The organism is Streptomyces sp. 840.1, assembly GCF_003751445.1.
GTDB lineage: Bacteria > Actinomycetota > Actinomycetes > Streptomycetales > Streptomycetaceae > Streptomyces.
On sequence record NZ_RJUU01000001.1, the window covers coordinates 2,166,526 to 2,184,152 of the forward strand.

The 17,627-nt window shown below is 69.8% G+C and carries 16 protein-coding genes and 1 tRNA gene; 10 read left to right on the top strand and 7 right to left on the bottom strand.

The window, feature by feature from the left end; genetic code table 11:
* The first annotated feature begins 5 nt into the window (after positions 1 to 5).
* The gene (locus tag EDD93_RS09915; protein WP_123524801.1) at positions 6 to 1,469 is read left to right on the top strand and encodes an aminopeptidase P family protein; all 1,464 of its coding nucleotides are present in this window, start codon (positions 6 to 8) and stop codon (positions 1,467 to 1,469) included.
* Positions 1,470 to 1,519: 50 nt separating this feature from the next.
* On the opposite strand, the gene EDD93_RS09920 is transcribed toward EDD93_RS09915, so the two are convergent.
* Entirely contained in the window at positions 1,520 to 2,149 is a 630-nt protein-coding gene (locus EDD93_RS09920) for an ATP-binding protein (RefSeq protein ID WP_123524802.1), read from the bottom strand.
* A 258-nt stretch (positions 2,150 to 2,407) separates the two neighbouring features.
* Between EDD93_RS09920 and EDD93_RS09925 the strand changes: the two genes are divergently transcribed.
* The 9 genes from EDD93_RS09925 (at position 2,408) to EDD93_RS09965 (ending at position 12,513) form a co-directional block, all read left to right on the top strand.
* Positions 2,408 to 3,229 (top strand): hypothetical protein, encoded by an 822-nt coding sequence (locus EDD93_RS09925; RefSeq protein ID WP_185092263.1) that lies wholly within the window; start codon positions 2,408 to 2,410, stop codon positions 3,227 to 3,229.
* Positions 3,230 to 3,402: 173 nt separating this feature from the next.
* Positions 3,403 to 4,137, top strand: coding sequence for a YcnI family protein (locus EDD93_RS09930; protein WP_123524804.1), 735 nt, complete (start codon positions 3,403 to 3,405; stop codon positions 4,135 to 4,137).
* Between the two features lie 51 nt (positions 4,138 to 4,188).
* A complete protein-coding gene (locus tag EDD93_RS09935; protein ID WP_123524805.1) occupies positions 4,189 to 4,842 on the top strand; it encodes an SCO family protein in 654 nt (217 codons plus the stop codon).
* On the top strand, positions 4,839 to 5,288 hold the full coding sequence (locus EDD93_RS09940) for a copper chaperone PCu(A)C (RefSeq protein ID WP_123524806.1): 450 nt from the start codon (positions 4,839 to 4,841) through the stop codon (positions 5,286 to 5,288). Before EDD93_RS09935 ends, EDD93_RS09940 begins: the two co-directional genes overlap by 4 nt.
* A 14-nt stretch (positions 5,289 to 5,302) precedes the next feature.
* Complete coding sequence (locus tag EDD93_RS09945) at positions 5,303 to 7,396, top strand: copper resistance CopC/CopD family protein (RefSeq protein WP_123524807.1); 2,094 nt, start codon at positions 5,303 to 5,305, stop codon at positions 7,394 to 7,396.
* Between the two features lie 8 nt (positions 7,397 to 7,404).
* On the top strand, positions 7,405 to 8,784 hold the full coding sequence (gene efeB / locus EDD93_RS09950; protein ID WP_260255681.1) for an iron uptake transporter deferrochelatase/peroxidase subunit: 1,380 nt from the start codon (positions 7,405 to 7,407) through the stop codon (positions 8,782 to 8,784).
* Between the two features lie 27 nt (positions 8,785 to 8,811).
* Positions 8,812 to 9,747, top strand: coding sequence for a prephenate dehydratase (gene pheA / locus EDD93_RS09955; RefSeq protein WP_123524808.1), 936 nt, complete (start codon positions 8,812 to 8,814; stop codon positions 9,745 to 9,747).
* A 658-nt stretch (positions 9,748 to 10,405) separates the two neighbouring features.
* Entirely contained in the window at positions 10,406 to 11,695 is a 1,290-nt protein-coding gene (serS, locus tag EDD93_RS09960; protein ID WP_123524809.1) for a serine--tRNA ligase, read from the top strand.
* Positions 11,692 to 12,513, top strand: a complete 822-nt coding sequence (locus tag EDD93_RS09965; RefSeq protein WP_123524810.1) for an HAD family hydrolase — start codon at positions 11,692 to 11,694, stop codon at positions 12,511 to 12,513. Before serS ends, EDD93_RS09965 begins: the two co-directional genes overlap by 4 nt.
* Positions 12,514 to 12,515: 2 nt before the next feature.
* Here the strand turns inward: EDD93_RS09965 and EDD93_RS09970 are convergent.
* The 6 genes from EDD93_RS09970 to EDD93_RS09995 all read right to left on the bottom strand — a co-directional run bounded on the left by EDD93_RS09970 (position 12,516) and on the right by EDD93_RS09995 (position 17,512).
* A tRNA-Ser gene (locus EDD93_RS09970) sits at positions 12,516 to 12,602 on the bottom strand.
* Between the two features lie 361 nt (positions 12,603 to 12,963).
* Positions 12,964 to 13,659, bottom strand: coding sequence for a hypothetical protein (locus EDD93_RS09975; RefSeq protein WP_123527678.1), 696 nt, complete (start codon positions 13,657 to 13,659; stop codon positions 12,964 to 12,966).
* 307 nt (positions 13,660 to 13,966) lie between these two features.
* Positions 13,967 to 14,686, bottom strand: coding sequence for an ABC transporter permease (locus EDD93_RS09980; protein ID WP_123524811.1), 720 nt, complete (start codon positions 14,684 to 14,686; stop codon positions 13,967 to 13,969).
* A 30-nt stretch (positions 14,687 to 14,716) separates the two neighbouring features.
* The gene (locus EDD93_RS09985; protein ID WP_123524812.1) at positions 14,717 to 15,628 is read right to left on the bottom strand and encodes an ABC transporter ATP-binding protein; all 912 of its coding nucleotides are present in this window, start codon (positions 15,626 to 15,628) and stop codon (positions 14,717 to 14,719) included.
* Positions 15,625 to 16,533, bottom strand: coding sequence for an ABC transporter permease (locus EDD93_RS09990; protein ID WP_123524813.1), 909 nt, complete (start codon positions 16,531 to 16,533; stop codon positions 15,625 to 15,627). Before EDD93_RS09990 ends, EDD93_RS09985 begins: the two co-directional genes overlap by 4 nt.
* A complete protein-coding gene (locus EDD93_RS09995; RefSeq protein WP_123524814.1) occupies positions 16,523 to 17,512 on the bottom strand; it encodes an ABC transporter ATP-binding protein in 990 nt (329 codons plus the stop codon). The genes EDD93_RS09990 and EDD93_RS09995 overlap by 11 nt, the downstream gene beginning before the upstream one ends.
* Positions 17,513 to 17,627 lie beyond the last annotated feature (115 nt).

Sequence of the window (17,627 nt, forward strand, 5' to 3'; positions counted from 1 at the left end):
AAGTCGTGTCTGAGGAGCTCACCCCGGAGAACCCGGAGACCGAAGAGGCAGAGCCGGTCAAGCAGCGGAAGAACGGCCTGTACCCGGGCGTCTCCGACGAGCTCGCCGCGAGCATGAAGTCCGGTTGGGCCGACACCGAGCTGCACGGGCTGGAGCCGATCGCTCAGGCCGGGCACACCGCCGACCGCCGCGCCGCGCTCTCCGCGCGCTTCCCCGGTGAGCGGCTGGTCATTCCGGCAGGCAGGCTGAAGACCCGTTCCAACGACACCGAGTACGCCTTCCGCGCCTCCACCGAGTACGCGTACCTCACCGGTGACCAGACCCAGGACGGCGTCCTCGTACTGGAGCCGAAGGACGGCGGCCACGAGGCGACCGTCTACCTGCTGCCGCGCTCCGACCGTGAGAACGGCGAGTTCTGGCTCGACGGACAGGGCGAGCTGTGGGTCGGCCGCCGTCACTCCCTCACCGAGGCCGAGCAGCTGCTCGGCATCCCGGCGAAGGACGTACGGGAGCTGCCCGCCGCGCTGACCGAGGCCACCGGCCCGGTCCGCAGCGTCCGCGGCCACGACGCCGTCATCGAGGCCGCGCTGACCGACAAGGTCACCGCGGAGCGCGACGAGGAACTGCGCGTCTTCCTCTCCGAGGCACGCGTGGTCAAGGACGCCTTCGAGGTCTCCGAGCTGACGAAGGCCTGCGACATCACCGCGCGCGGCTTCGAGGACGTCGTGAAGGTCCTCGACAAGGCCGAGGCGACGAGCGAGCGCTACATCGAGGGAACGTTCTTCCTGCGCGCCCGCATCGAGGGCAACGACATCGGCTACGGCTCGATCTGTGCCGCGGGCCCGCACGCCACCACCCTGCACTGGGTACGCAACGACGGCGCGGTGCGCTCCGGCGAGCTGCTGCTGCTCGACGCCGGCGTGGAGACCAACGACCTCTACACCGCCGACGTGACCCGCACCCTTCCCATCAACGGCACATTCACGCCGCTGCAGCGGAAGATCTACGACGCGGTGTACGAGGCCCAGGAAGCCGGTATCGCCGCGGTGAAGCCCGGCGCGGCCTTCCGGGACTTCCACGACGCCGCGCAGCGCGTCCTGACCGAGAAGCTCGTCGAGTGGGGCCTGCTCGGCGACCGGACCGTGGACGAGGTCCTGGAGCTGGGGCTCCAGCGCCGCTGGACCCTGCACGGCACCGGCCACATGCTCGGCATGGACGTCCACGACTGCGCCGCCGCGCGGACGGAGTCGTACGTCAACGGAACGCTGGAGCCCGGGGTGTGCCTCACCGTCGAGCCCGGTCTCTACTTCCAGGCCGACGACCTGACCGTCCCCGAGGAGTACCGAGGCATCGGCGTCCGGATCGAGGACGACATCCTCGTCACCGAGGACGGCAACCGGAACCTCTCGGACAAGCTGCCCCGGCAGGCCGACGAGGTCGAGGCGTGGATGGGCCGGCTCAAGGGCTGACCCGCCGCCGGCCGGTCACGGCCGTCGACGCGCGCCGGAGGGCGCCCTGCTCAGGAGACCATGAGCAGGGCGCCCTCCCGCCATTTCAGGATCTTGTCGAAGCTCACCACGGCACCGCCGCGCCCCGGCCTGTTGCCGAAGTGGACGTGATCGGCGAGCTCCTCGATCAGACAGAGCCCGCGCCCGCTCTCTGCGGCCGGCGGCGGATGCCCGGCCTGCTTCGGCTGGCACTGCCGAAGTTGGTGCTGCGGCTGCTGCTGCGACTGCTGTTGGTGCTGCGGTTGGTGCTTGTTCTGCTGTTGCTGAGGTTGCTGCTGCTGTTGCTGTGCGGCGTCGCGAAGCGTGCGTCGCGCGGGGAAGCCGGGGCCCGAGTCCGCGACTTCGATACGGCACTTCTCGCCGTCCAGATACGCGGTGACCCGGTACTGCCCGCAGGCCGTAGCGGACGGCTCCTCCCAAGCGTCCCAGTGATCCCCGGCCTCGTCCGTGCCTCCACGGGCCCCGTCGCGCGCACCGCCGTGCTCGACGGCGTTCGCACAGGCCTCGCTGAGCGCGACCGACAGGTCGAAGGAGATATCCGGGTCCACGCCTGCGGATTCCATCGTGCCCAGCAGGAAACGACGGGCGAGCGGAACGCTCGCAGCTTCGCGCCGCAGATGGAGTGACCACCAAATGCTCATGCTCCAGCCTCCTGGCTGCGGCTCGACATACCGATACGTATTGCCGCCCTGTGCCATTCGTAAGCACGGACGGGATGTGAGACCGCTCATTCGGCGGATACCCGGGCTCACCACACCTGTGCATGCCCGGCCCACAGGACCTCTCCTACCCCGTCCGCAACCGTCCCCAACAGCGCGGTGTGCAGCCAATCGGGCGGAAGGTGACCTTCCGGACCTGCCGTACGGCGGACGGGGGCGCAGTGCGATGATGACCCCGCCATGTCTACGTCTGTGGGACGCGCCGGAGCCGGTCTGCGGCTTTTGAGGGCCGCGGTGTTCGCCGCGGTCTGCGTCGCGTTGTCCGCGGCCGGACACGCGATGGCGGCCTGCGCGGCGGTACCCGGGTGGACCCTGCTCGCCGGGTTCCTCGGGATCCTGGCGGTGGCGGTGGCACTGGCCGGCCGCGAACGCTCACTGCCGTCGATCGCCGCGGCCCTGGCCGGCGGACAGATCGCCCTGCACACGCTCTTCGGTGTCGGTACGCACGCCGCCGCGCCGCAGACCGCGGCGGCCGGTGACGACTCGCTGATCCGGTTCGCGGCGAGCCTCGTCTGCGGTGCGGGCCCCGCCCAGTTGAACGCGGCGGACGCCCATCGCATCGTCACCACCGCGGGCATCGACCCGGCATCGGTCACCGCGCAGGCGCATCAGCACATGGCCGCCGCGCCCTCCGACGGCATGACCGGCTCCGGTGCGGCCGGCCTCGCCGGAATGTTCCCCAGCCTGCCCATGCTGCTCGGCCACCTGCTGGCGGCGCTGGCCACCGGCTGGCTGCTGCGGCGCGGCGAGATCGCCCTGTTCCGGCTCGCCCGGCTCTCGGCGCACGGCGCCCAGCAGGTCGCGGCCGGAGCCCGGCTGCGGGCGCTGCGCGCGGCGCTCGTCCTCGTATCCGCGCTGCACACCGGCCTTCCGGACGGGCCCGCGAACGGGCCTCGCACGCTGCGCACGGCGGTGGACGCACCGGCCCCGGCCACCGGGGATCCCCTGCAGCACATGGTGATCAGGCGCGGGCCGCCACCCGCATTCGCTCTCGCAGCCTGACGCGACACCCGCCACCTCCACACGACGCACGCGCAACCCTCGCAGGCACCTCACCGGTGCGGGCGCGGGGCGGCGCGCACGCGCCGCTCGTGAGGGGAAGAGGTGTCGCGATGCCGCCGCGCACCCGCGTGGCGGAGCACCTCTCCTTCGTGCTTTGTGGAGTGATCCCTGACATGAACGTTTCCCGCATCGCCCTCGCCGGCGGCGTCGCCGCGTCCACCGTGCTGATCCTCGCCGGTACGGCCTCCGCCCACGTCAGCGTCCAGCCGCAGGGCGAGGCCGCCAAGGGCGGTTACGCCGTCATCAACTTCAAGGTCCCCAACGAGCGCGACGACGCCGCGACGACCAAGCTCGAGGTCAACTTCCCGACCGACCACCCGCTGGCCTCCGTCATGCCGCAGCCCGTGCCCGGCTGGAACATCAAGGTCACCACGAGCAAGCTGGCCAAGCCGCTCGACATGCACGGCAAGAAGATCAACGAGGCCGTCTCCAAGGTCACCTGGACCGCGGACGGCGGCAAGATCGAGCCCGGCCGCTTCCAGCAGTTCCCGCTCTCCGTCGGCCAGCTCCCCGAGGACGCCGACCAGCTGGTGTTCAAGGCCATCCAGACGTACGACAACAAGGAAGTCGTCCGCTGGATCGAGGAGCAGAAGGACGGGGCCGAGGAGCCCGAGAGCCCCGCTCCGGTCCTCAAGCTGACCGCCGCCACCGACGACGCGCACGGCGCGGCCGCCGGCTCCGAGGACAAGAACGCCGCGGCGGAACAGTCGAAGGACGAGAAGACGACGGCCTCGGCGTCCTCCTCCGCGAGCGACACCACGGCCCGCGTTCTCGGCATCGTCGGCATCGTCATCGGCGTCGCCGGTGTCGCCTTCGGCGTTCTGGCCGGCCGGCGCCGTACCGCCTGACCATCTCCACAAGCCCCACCCGCCACACCCACCCTCAGGAATCAGTGCTCCATGGTTAAGAAGTCTGTGCTGGCCGCGGCGCTCGTCGCCGCGGCCGCGCTCACCCTGTCCGCCTGCGGCGGCAGTGACAACGAAAGCAAGAAGCCGATCGCCGATGTCTCGACGGAGGCGAAGACCAAGGCCGCGACGGTGCTCGACGATCCGTTCACCAAGCCGAATCTCGTCCTCACCGACACCCACGGCAAGAAGTACGACCTCCGCGAGAAGACCAAGGGCAAGCCGACACTCATCTACTTCGGCTACACCAACTGCCCCGACGTCTGCCCGCTCATCATGAGCAACATCGCGATCGCCAAGAAGTCCCTCCCGCAGGCAGAGCGGGACAAGCTCCAGGTCGTCTTCGTCACCACCGACCCGGAGCGGGACACCCCGTCCTCGCTGGGCAGCTGGCTCAAGTCCCAGGATCCGTCGTTCATCGGTCTCACCGGCGACTTCCCGACCATCCAGGCGGGCGCCCGGCAGATCGGCATCGGTATCGACGCGCCGAAGAAGGAGAAGGACGGCACGATCGTCTCGATGCACGGCTCGCAGGTCATGGCGTTCTCGCCGAAGACCGACAAGGGATACGTGCTGTACAGCGAGGACACCACGCCCGACGACTACACCAAGGACCTCCCCAAGCTTCTCAAGGGGGGGACTCCGTGAACCGCCGCACCGTCCTCGCCGGCGTCCTGGCCCTCTCCACGGGCCTGGCGCTGGCGGGGTGCTCCTCCCCGGACAGCAAGCCGGAGCTGAAGGTCACCGGCGCGTTCATGCCGCAGCCCGTCAACGACATGGCGGCAGCCTTCCTCGTCGTGCAGAACAGCGGCGGCAGTTCCGACCGGCTGACCTCTGTCACCAGCCCGCTCTCGGACAACGTCACGATCCACGAGACGAAGAACCAGGCGATGCGCATGGTGACGTCCTTCGCCGTGCCCGCAGGCGGTGAGCTGGACCTCGAACGCGGTGGAAACCACATCATGTTCATGAAGCTCAAGCAGCAGCCGAAGCAGGGCGAGAAGGTGTCCATGGAGCTGCACTTCGAGAAGGCCGGCCCGATCAAGGTCGACCTTCCCGTGAAGGAGACCACCCACAACCCGAAGAAGCAGTGAGGGACTGACACACCATGACAGCCACCGCCCCGCCCTTCGGGCCGCCCCCGTCCGTACCCGCCATACGCAGGCCGCTCGCCGCGGCCGGACTCCTCGCCGCGCTCGTCGGCGTGGTGTTCGGCCTGCTGCTGGCGGTCGCGGGTCCCGCGTCGGCTCACGCCGCACTCACAGGGAGCGATCCACAGGACGGGGCGGTCGTCGCGACCGCCCCCGAACAGGTCACGCTGACCTTCTCCGAGCAGGTCGCCGTGGGCGAGGGCTCCATCCGGATCCTGGACCCGAACGGCAAGCGCGCCGACACCGAGGCCGCCCCGCTCGACCTGCACAGCGGCTCCACCGTGAAATACGGCGTCGCCCTGCACACCGGTCTGCCCGACGGCACGTACACCGTCGCCTGGCAGGCCGTCTCCGCCGACAGCCATCCGGTCTCCGGCGCCTTCACCTTCTCCATCGGAGCCCCCTCCAAGACCGCCGTCGCCCTCCCCGACAGCGAGGCCGGAGGCGGCCTCGTCGGCACGCTCTACGGCATCGCGCGCTACGCCGCGTACGCCGGCTTCATCGTGCTCGCGGGCGGCGCGGCCTTCGTCCTGGCCTGCTGGCAGCGCGGGGCGGGCGCCCGCCCGCTGCAACGCCTCGTGGTACGCGGCTGGATGACCCTCACCGCGGCCACCCTCGCCATGCTGCTGCTGCGCACCCCCTACACCGGTTCCGGGAAGCTCGCGGACGCCTTCGACCTCGACGGACTGCAGGCGGTCCTCGACACCAAGCCGGGCGCAGCACTCGTCTCACGGCTGCTGCTGCTCGGCGCCAGTGCGCTGTTCATCGCCGTCCTGTTCGGGGCGTACGCGAAGCGCGAGGACGCGCGCGAGAAGGCGGACCTCACCTTCGGCCTCGCCGCCGGCGGCGCGGTCATCGCCGCCGGGATCGCCGCGACCTGGGCGCTCGCCGAGCACGCGTCGACCGGCATCCAGTCGGGGATCGCCATGCCGGTCGACGTACTCCACCTGCTCGCCGTGGCCACCTGGCTGGGCGGGCTCGCGGCGCTGCTGGTCGCCCTGTACCGCACCCCCGATGTCACCGCCGACGCCGTGCGGCGCTTCTCCCGGATCGCGTTCGGCAGTGTGCTCGTGGTCGTCGCCACCGGGATCTACCAGTCCTGGCGCCAGCTCGGTTCCTGGTCCGCGCTGACCGACACCGGATACGGGCAGCTGCTGCTCGTGAAGGTGGGGCTCGTCGCGGTCCTGGTCGGGGTCGCGTCGTTCTCCCGCCGGTGGACGGGGAGGCTGGCGTCGGGCGGGAGCGCGGGTACGGCACCGGCGGCTGCGGCTGCGGCTGCGGCTGCGGCTGCGGCTGCGGCTGCGGCTGCGGCTGACAACGAAGGCGCAGCGGCGGCGGGGGCAGTTGGGGAGGCCGAAGCAGAAGTAGAGCCCCAGGCCGCGCTCAATGTCGCGGCCCAGGCCGAGGCCCCGTCGGTGCCGACGTCGTCGTCGGACGGCCCTACGCCGTCGTCGGACGGCTCGGCGTCGCAGGACCCCGCGCGGGCCGTCCAGCTCGCACGGCAGAAGGCCGCCGTGGCCACCGCCGAGAAGAAGCGGGTGCGTGACGCCGACCCCGACCGCTCCGGCCTCCGCCGCTCGGTGCTGGCCGAAGTCGGCGTCGCGGTGGCCCTGCTGGTGGTAACCACCATCCTGACGTCGACCGAGCCGGGCCGTACCGAGGAGGAGGCGGCCCGTGCGTCGAACGCGGCCGCCGCCCCGGCCGCGAGCGGTCCCGTCAACCTCACGCTGCCGTTCGACACCGGCGGCAAGAACGGCAAGGGCACGGTCGAGGTGGACATCGACCCGGGCGGTACCGGGGCCAATGCGGTCCACGTCTGGATCGAGGGCGCCAGCGGGAAGGCCATGGACGTCCCCGAGGTGAAACTCGCCCTCACCCTGAAGTCCAAGGACATCGGCCCCCTTCCGGTGGTTCCGGTCCGGCTGACCGAGGGGCACTGGACCGCCACCGGCCTCCAGATCCCGATGGCGGGCGACTGGACCGTCGCGGCGACCGTACGGACGTCGGACATCGACCAGACGACGGTCGAGAAGAACGTGAAGATCGGCTGAGCAGGACCGTGAGCAAAGACAGTTCGAACATCGCAGGCAAGACAGCCAAGGCAGGCAGCCGCGGCGGCTCCGGCACCGCAGGCCGCTCCGGCAGCGGAAGCAGCGCGGCCGGCGGCGCCGGTTCACAGCCGCCCGGCGCCCTCTCGCGGCGGCGGCTGCTCGGCACAGCAGGCGCGGCCGGGGCCACCGGGCTGGTGCTCGGGGCCGCCGGTGGGGCGACCGGCTACGCCGCGACGCGGGACGAGGCGCCCACCGCCCTGACCTCCGTGGGCTCCTCCGAGGTGATGTTTCACGGGAAACATCAGCCGGGCATCACCACCCCGCTCCAGGCGAGCGGCCATCTCATCGCCTTCGACCTGGCCCCCGGCACCGGCCGGAAGGAGGCGGCCGCGCTGATGCGCCGCTGGTCAGCCGCCACGCAGCGACTGATGGCAGGCGAGCCCACCGCCGGTGGCGCGGCGGACGGCACGGGGCACGACACCGGTATCGCACTGGATGCCGGGCCGTCATCGCTGACCGTCACCTTCGGCTTCGGCGCCACCTTCTTCGAACGCACGGGCCTGGCCGACCGCCGGCCGCCGGGGCTCGACCCGCTGCCGCCGTTCTCCGCCGACCACCTCGACAGCGCCCGTTCCAACGGCGACCTCTGGGTGCAGATCGGCGCCGACGACGCGCTCGTCGCGTTCCACGCACTGCGGGCCGTGCAGAAGGAGGCCGCTTCGACGGCCACCGTGCGCTGGCAGATGAACGGCTTCAACCGCACACCCGGCGCCACCGCCAAGCCGATGACCGCCCGCAATCTGATGGGCCAGATCGACGGCACCGGCAATCCGAAACCGGCCGACAACGACTTCGACCGGCGCATCTTCGTCCCGTCCGGCGCCGCTGACACGAAGTACGAATGGCTGGCCGGCGGCTCGTACGCGGTCGTCCGGCGGATCAGGATGCTGCTCGACGACTGGGAGAAGCTCCCGGTGGAACGCCAGGAACGGGTCATCGGCAGACGCAAGGCGGACGGGGCCCCGCTCAGCGGCGGCACCGAGACCACCACCATGGATCTCGACAAGGCGGGCCCCGACGGCAAGCTCCTGATCCCCGACAACGCGCACGCCCGGATCTCCTCCCCGGAGCGCAACAGCGGAGCGGCCATGCTCCGCCGCCCGTTCTCGTACCACGACGGAATCGCCACCGACGGCACCCCGGACGCCGGGCTGCTGTTCATCTGCTGGCAGGCGGATCCGCTGCGGGGCTTCGTACCGGTGCAGCGCAAACTCGACCGGGGAGACGCCCTGTCGCCCTTCCTCCGTCACGAGGCGAGCGGCCTCTTCGCGGTGCCGGGCGGTGCGGCGGCCGGGGAGTACGTGGGGCAGCGGTTGTTGGAGTCCTGAGCCACCCCGGCGCATTAGGGTGACGGTATGTCCGCCACGCGCTACGCCTATCTCGGCCCCGAAGGCACCTTCACCGAGGTCGCCCTCCGTACGCTCCCGGAAGCCGCCACCCGCGAACTCGTCCCGATGGTCTCCGTGCCGGCGGCGCTGGACGCGGTGCGCAACGGCACGGCGGCAGCGGCACTCGTACCGATCGAGAATTCCGTCGAGGGCGGCATCACCACCACCCTGGACCAGCTCACCAGCGGCGAACCGCTGATGATCTACCGCGAGGTGCTGCTGTCCATCACCTTCGCGCTGCTGGTGCGCCCCGGTACCAAGCTGTCCGACGTCAAGACGGTCACCGCGCACCCGGCCGCGCAGCCGCAGGTACGCAACTGGATGGCCGCCCATCTCCCGCAGGCCGTATGGGAGTCGGCGGCGTCCAACGCGGACGGTGCCCGGCTGGTGCAGGAGGGCCGGTACGACGCCGCGTTCGCCGGTGAGTTCGCCGCGGCGACGTACGGGCTCGAACCGCTCGTGACCGAGATCCACGACGCGGAGAACGCCCAGACCCGGTTCGTGCTGGTGGGCCGCCCGGCCCGGCCGGCGGCGCCGACGGGTGCGGACAAGACATCGGTGGTCATCTGGCTGGGCGACGACCACCCCGGTGCGCTGCTCGAACTGCTCCAGGAGTTCGCGGTGCGCGGGGTGAACCTGATGCTGATCCAGTCCCGGCCGACGGGTGCGGGCATCGGCAACTACTGCTTCGCCGTGGACGCCGAGGGCCATATCTCCGACCGCCGGGTGGGCGAGGCCCTGATGGGGCTGAAGCGGATCTGCCCGAACGTCCGCTTCCTCGGCTCGTATCCGCGGGCAGGCGTGACGGCGGCGGACGTAGGTCCGTTGCGTGCGGGTACGTCGGACGCGGAGTTCACCGTGGCCTCGGACTGGCTGGCCCGGAACCAGGACGGGCGGGCCTGACGGTCCGCAGCCCGTCGGCGCCCTGCGCCCGACAGGCTCGGTGCGCCGACGCTTCCGCCCTTCCACACTCCCGCACACCCGCCCTTCCTCACTTCCGCACGTCCACAGGTCCGGTGCGATCAGCGGATTGTCATCAACGAAAAGTTATCCACAGGCACACGTCTCGACCTGGGGACAAGTCGACACCGCAATGCGACATGGTCGACAAATCTCCCCAGTCCACTCAGACCCGTCCACAGACCAGCAGGACGCCCGGTGTCACCCCAATTCCATTGATCAACTCTTTAGGGCGAGGAATTCCCACCCGAACGAGCGTGCAGGAGGGGTTTGAAGGGGGATTCCGCGAGCCCTCGCACCGCTTTCGGAATGATCTACCTCGCGTCCACAGATCTTCTTCACAGCCTGTGGATAACTTTTGGAAGCCGCTCACCCCTGTGGACAAGCGGGCGCCAACTCCCCTTCCAGGCAAGGCCGATACGTCAAGAGCCGCGAACCCTTCTGCCCCATTTAGGGGAATAGGGCCTCTTTATTGACGATGGCGCCCAAACACTCGCGACGGATTCCCCTTCAGCATTACCAATACCGGCAATTCGGGCAAAGTGACACGCTCGTCAATATCGGTTCGAGCTACGGAAGCCGACACCGGTAGCCTGGAGGGGTGATTGACCTTCGCCTGCTTCGTGAGGACCCCGACCGTGTTCGCGCCTCCCAGCGCGCCCGTGGAGAGGACGTCGAGCTCGTCGACGCCCTGCTCTCCGCCGACGAACGGCGCAGGTCGTCCGGGGTTCGGTTCGACGAGCTCCGTTCCGAGCAGAAATCGCTCGGCAAGCTCATCCCCAAGGCCTCGCCCGAGGAGCGCGCCGAGCTCCTGAAGAAGGCCGAGCAGCTCAAGGTCGACGTCAAGGCGGCCGACGCGGCGCAGGGCGAGGCCGACGAGGAGACCAAGAGCCTGCTGCTGCGGCTCGGCAACATCGTCCACGAGGACGTGCCGGTCGGCGGCGAGGAGGACTTCGTCGTCCTGGAGACGCACGGCACCATCCGCGACTTCGGCGCCGAGGGCTTCGAGCCCAAGGACCACCTGGAGCTCGGCGAGGCGCTCGGCGCGATCGACATGGAGCGCGGCGCCAAGGTGTCCGGCTCGCGCTTCTACTACCTGACGGGCGTCGGGGCACTGCTGGAACTCGCCCTCGTCAACGCCGCGATCGCCCAGGCCACCGAGGCCGGCTTCATCCCGATGCTCACCCCGGCGCTGGTCCGCCCGCGCGCCATGGAGGGCACCGGCTTCCTCGGCCAGGCCGCGGAGAACGTGTACCACCTGGAGAAGGACGACTACTACCTGGTCGGCACCTCCGAGGTACCTCTCGCGGCGTACCACATGGACGAGATCATCGACGCGGACAAGCTGCCGCTGCGCTACGCGGGCTTCTCGCCGTGCTTCCGCCGCGAGGCCGGTACGTACGGCAAGGACACCCGCGGCATCTTCCGGGTCCACCAGTTCGACAAGGTCGAGATGTTCTCGTACGTCGACCCGGCGGATGCCCAGGCCGAGCACCAGCGGCTGCTGGACTGGGAGAAGCAGTGGCTGACCGCCCTCGGGCTGCCCTTCCAGGTCATCGACGTGGCCACCGGCGACCTGGGCTCCTCGGCCTCCAGGAAGTTCGACTGCGAGGCATGGATCCCGACCCAGGGCAAGTACCGCGAGCTGACCTCGGCATCCAACTGCGACGGTTTCCAGGCGCGCCGGCTGTCCGTCCGGATGCGCGACACACGCGACGGCAAGAAGGTGCTCCAGCCGCTGTCCACGCTGAACGGCACGCTCTGCGCCGTCCCGCGGACCATCGTGGCGATCCTGGAGAACCACCAGCTGGCCGACGGTTCGGTACGGGTGCCCGAGGTGCTCCGCCCGTACCTGGGCGGGCGTGAGGTCCTGGAGCCGGTCGCCAAGTGACCTTTCCCTACAAGCTCGTCGCGACCGACCTGGACGGCACGCTGCTGCGTGGCGACGACACGGTCTCCGGGCGCACCCGTGACGCACTGGCCGCGGTGACCGCGGCCGGTGCGGCGCACATCATCGTCACCGGCCGCGCCGTCCCGTGGACCCGGCACATCCTGGACGACCTCGGCTACGAGGGCCTCGCGGTCTGCGGGCAGGGCGCGCAGGTGTACCACGCGGGCGAGCGGAAGCTGCTGACCTCGCTGACCCTGGACCGGCAGCTCGCCGGTCTGGCGCTGTCCAAGGTCGAGGCGGAGGTCGGTCCGCTGGCTCTGGCGGCCAGCCGCGACGGGCTGGACGGCGAGGTGCTGGTCGGGCCGGGCTACCGCGTGCAGGAGGGCCCGCTGCCGGCCGTCTTCGTGCAGGACCCGGCCGAGATGTGGGCGGCCCCGCTCAACAAGGTCTACATACAGCACCCGGATCTGGACGACGACGCGCTGGCGAAGGCCGCGCGGGCGGCGGTCGGCAACCTGGTCGACGTGGTCATGGCCGGCCCGGGGGTCGTGGAGATCCTGCCGCTCGGGCTCAGCAAGGCCACCGGCCTCTCGCTGGCCGCGCGCCGGCTCGGCGTGAAGGCGGCGGACACCATCGCCTTCGGTGACATGCCGAACGACATCCCGATGTTCGCCTGGTCGCGGCACGGTGTGGCGATGGCCAACGCGCACGAGGATCTGAAGGCCGTGGCCCACGAGGTCACCGCGTCGAACGAGGACGACGGGATCGCAGTGGTGCTGGAGCAGTTGCTCCAGGAGCCTTCGGGGCCGGCTGCCTGAGGCGGAGGATGCGCGGATCGAACGCGCGCGGGGCTCGCACCCCGACGACGGCTTAGCAAGCCGCTGCCTTACCACTCGGCCAATCCTCCAGAGGGTGGGCGGCCGCGCGCGATGCGCGTGAAACGGCCGCCCCGGCGTGCTGCTCGAAGCGGCTCGGCGGAGGCAGTCGCTGACTACTCCGCGGCCCGCTCGGCCACGCCTTGCCGGGAGCTCGACGGACTCGGACTCTCGGTCATCGCCGCGCTCCTCTCCCGGTCCGTGGTGCCGTTGCCGGCGGGTGCTGTTCCCAGCGGGTGCTGTTCCCGGCAGGTGCCGTACCGCCACTGTGCCGCGCGCCCGATGTCCGGTGCCACTCATTTACGGGCGGCGGGCGGCCGGGTGGTACCCGCGTGGCCAGGTGGTACCCCACGTGGCCGAGTGGCACCGGACATCAGGGCTGTCTCAGGACCCTCAGCGGCTCCTGTTGCGACGGTTCAGGTCCTTCAGGTTCCGCGCGAACCCGTCCATCCGCCCGTCCAGCCCGACGATGTCCTGCGAGACCCCGCCCAGCCGCACGCTCATGGATCCGATCACCTGCTGTGTGACCTCCAGCCTGCGGTCGAGGCTGTCGAGCCTGAGCGACATCCGGTTGAGGACCGGTCCCAGCTCCTGTAGAGCGCTGCCGACTCCGGACAGGCAGCTCTCGACCCGGGTGACCCGGTGTTCGAGCGAGGCGTACCCCGCCCGCAGGTCGTGCTCGGCGTCGAGCAGGTACGTACGGACGCAGCGCGCGATGTCGCTGTCGCGAAGAAGCATCGCGACGTTGAGGACGGTCCTGCGGGTGAAGAGCGTGAGCTGCGCAGGCGCCTGTGGATAACTTTCACCCTGCCCCTCACCCAATAGGGACATCATGTCCCTATTGAAAACCCGCAGGTCAGAGCCGCGAAGCAGCCGAAGACCGTTCTCCTCCATCTCCGCGCGGTGGCGCTGGATCACCTTCTTGACGACCTCTGTGGATACTTCGAAGTAACGAGCCACATCCTCGGTGCGCACGTGAATTCCGTCCGGGAGCATGGCGAGACTCTTCACCTTGTCGAGGGCGTCTACGCGCCCCATCTGTTCGACGCGCAGCGCGCGTGATTCGAGCAGGGCGACTTCCGTGGGCATGGGCATGCCTTCCGATCGGGAGAGTGACAGGGACAGCCCTCTCCCCGGGCTCCAGGGGCGGAGGGCGCTCACGTTTGCCACTTGCTCTATGACCGACCCGGCGGAGGGGTGTCGCCCGTAGGCGTGCCCCGCCGGCATCGGCGATCCCCGAATTCACGAAAGCTCGACGTATCGGATTCCAGTTGCCTCCACGCATCCGGAACAACGAACCGATATCCGTACAGTCACGCGTAATACTGTCCGACATGCGACAACCCCTGTCCGCAGGACCGCGGACAGGGGTTGTCGCATCAGAGGATGTGCGTGCTCACTCCTCGCCGGCGAGCTTCAGGGTGCGCAGCTTCTGGCCCGCGTACCAGGTCGCCGCCACGGTGACCGCGATCAGCAGCACCGTCGCGACCGGCAGTCCGACGTCGGAGCTGATGGCGTCGCTCCCGCCGACCTTCTCGGCCAGCGCGAGAGACCACTGCTGGACGCTGAGCGTGCGCGCACCGGGGACCAGGCTGCCGAAGAGAGCCTCCCAGACCAGGGCGTAGACGAGTCCGAGGACCACCGCGTGCCGGCTGACCGTGCCCAGCAGCAGGAACAGCGCACTGTAGGCGATCGAGGCGACCAGGGCGGCGATCGTGTAGGCCACCGCGATCTGCTGGCCGTTGCCGTTGAGGATCAGGCCGGCGATCATGGTCGGCACCGCCGAGAAGACCATCGTCACGGCGATCGCCACGATCAGCTTGGTGAAGATGATCGTCGGCCGGCTCACCGGCTTGGCCAGCAGATAGACGATCGAGCCGTCGTCGATCTCCGGCCCGATCGCTCCGGTTCCGGCGATCACGCCGATCAGCGGCACCATGGTGGCGATCGCGAAACCGCCCAGCACGTCCGAGGCGACCTGGTCATCGGCCCCGGCGAACATCCGTACCGCCACCGCGATGACCAACAGCAGTGCGGGCAGGATGAAGAGGATTGCGGCCCGGCGCCGGCCGAGCAGGGCCCGGTAGGTGAGCCGGGCGACTGTGGGGTCGTACATGACGCTTCACAGCTCCTTATCGGCCACTACTCAGGCCGCTACGAGATAGGAAAAGACCGATTCGAGGGATTCGTCGGACGGCGAAACGGTCAGCAGCCGGATGCCCTGCTCGCGTGCGACCTTGGGCAGCAGCGTGGTGAAGCGTCCGAAGTCGACCGCCTGGATGCGCAGGGCGTTCTCGCCCAGGTCCACTTCGATGCCGGCTGTCGACGGGTCCGCGATGAGCGCGGCAGCGAGCGCCCGGTCGTCGCTGGACCGCACGAGATAGCGGTGCGGGCGGTCCGTCATCAGCCGGCGGATCTTGCGGAAGTCACCGGACGCGGCGTGCCGGCCGGCCACGATCACCTCGATGTGCGAGGCGAGTTGCTCGACCTCTTCGAGGATGTGGGAGGAGAAGAGGACCGTGCGCCCCTCCGCTCCCATCCGTCGCAGCAGCTCCATCAGCTGCATCCGCTGACGCGGGTCCATTCCGTTGAACGGTTCGTCGAGCAGCAGCACGGACGGGTCGTGGACCAGCGCGGAGGCCATCTTCACGCGCTGGCGCATGCCCTTGCTGTACGTGGAGATCTTGCGGTCCTGCGCGTACTCCATCTGGACCGTGGCCAGCGCGCGGGCCGCCTCGGCGTCACCGAGGCCGTGCAGCTCCGAGTTGGCCACCACGAACTCGCGGCCGGTCAGGAAGTCGTACATGCCCTCCCGCTCGGGCACGATGCCGATGTGCCGGTAGACGGCCTCGTTGCGCCAGATCGCCTTGCCGTCGAGCGTGACGGTCCCCGTGGACGGGGCGAGGAACCCGGCCATCATGTTGATCAGCGTGGACTTGCCGGCCCCGTTGGGACCCAGCAGACCGGTGACGCCCGGCCCCACGGTCATACTCACGTCGTTGACGGCGACCACGTTGCCGAACCAGCGGGAGGTGTGGTCGATCTCGATGGTGGTCACAGCCCGACCCTCCGGTAGCGGCGCATCAGTACGGCGTACGAGCCGGCGACGAGCGCGAGGACAACGATCAGATAGACCACTCCGGCACCGGCCCCCGGGCCTTCCCCTCCGGGGAAGGCGGAGGTGGCGCCGAGGAACGCGGTCTGTACGCCGTCGATCAGCGTGATCGGCGAGAAGAGGCCCAGCCACGGGACGGCTCCGGTGGACCCCGTCGACCAGGCGATGCCCTGGACGGTGGAGACCGCACCGTAGGAGATGGTGAGCACGGCGATCACCGCGGCGACGCCGAAGCCCCGGCGCGGGGTGAGCGCGGCCATCACGAGGCCGAGCCCGGCGAAGAGGACGGAGAGCAGCGCCACCGACACCATTCCCTGTGCGAACCACTTGGTCTGGTCGCCGAAGTCGAACTTCCCCAGCAGGGCGCCCACGTAGAGGATGACGAGCGGAGCACCGGTGAGGACGAACAGTGCGGAGGCCATGGCGGCGAATTTGGCGATGACGTAGTCGCCACGCTCGATGGGCCGCGAGAAGTACAGCGGCACGCTCTTGAAACGAAGGTCCCTGGAGACCGACTGAGGTGCCTGCGAGGCGAGGAACAGGCCGATGACCGCCTGCAGGTAGACCGCGTACGAGGTGTACTTGACCGGCAGCTTCGTCGAGTCGGGGATGTTGATCGCCACCGCCACGATGATCGCCGCGACCAGGCACATCACGCCGAAGAGCAGCATGGGCAGCACCTTGGACTTGGCGGAACGGCCGAGTCCGAAGGAGCCGCGCAGGGACTGCGAGTAGAGCGAGCGCCGGGCGTACGCCCGGCCGAGGCGGGGCCCGTCGTAAGCGCGGTAGCCGATGTTGTGGATCCGGGAGGTCTCGCTCCCGGTCGCGGCGCCGGTCTCAGTGCTCATCGCTACCGCTCCCCTTCTGCTGTACGGACCCGGCGGCCACGGGCGCGTGCTGTGCCGCGGCCTGCGCTGCCGGTGCCTCTTCGGTACGGAAGACCTCGGCGATGTGGTGGCGGCGCTGTTCCATCCGGACGAGGCCGAGGCCCAGGCCGGCGACGCTGTCGCGGACGATGTCGTACGTCTCCTCGCCGGTCGCCTCGATCAGCAGGATGTGGCCCGCCCCGGGCAGCCCTTCCGCGTCCAGCCCGTCGAGGCCGACCAGCTTGATACCCGTCGCCGTGAGGGCCCGGCGCAGCGCGTCGGTGCCGTCGGGGTGGGTGTCGCTGTCGGTGACCTCGACCGCGAGGGTCGTGGTGGTCTGGGTGAAGTCGCTGGTGGAGCTGGAACGCAACAGCGCTCCGCCGTCGATGACGACGACGTGGTCGCAGGTGCGCTCGAGTTCGCCCAGCAGGTGCGAGGTGACCAGGACCGAGATGCCGAAGTCGGTGTGCACTCGCCGGATCAGGGCGAGCATCTCGTCGCGGCCGACCGGGTCCAGCCCGTTGGTCGGTTCGTCGAGGAGGACCAGCTGCGGGTCGTGGACCAGCGCCTGGGCCAGTTTCACCCGCTGCTTCATGCCGGTCGAGTAGCCGCCGATGGGGCGGTAGCGCTCCTCGTACAGGCCGACGTGGCGCAGAGTGTCCGCGGTGCGCTCCCGGGCGGCGGTCGGCGGGAGGCCGGACATTCGCGCCATGTGCACGACGAACTCGGTGGCCGAGACGTCGGGCGGCAGGCAGTCGTGTTCGGGCATGTAGCCGACCCGTTCCCGGATGGCGGCGCCGCTGGTCGAGACGTCGAGCCCGAGCACCGCGGCCCGGCCCTCGGTGGCGGGAGACAGACCCAGCAGGATCTTGATCAACGTGGACTTGCCGGCTCCGTTGGCGCCCACCAGCCCGGTCACGCCGGGGCCGATGTCCAAGGAGAGCCGGTCAAGCGCGGTCACCCGTGGGAACCGCTTGCTCAGGCTTTCGGTCGCAATGACAGTCACGTAAGCGACGTTAGTGGCGCGGGCCACAACGGTCGTCAGACCTGGCGGCTGGTTTCCCCTCAGACTCCAG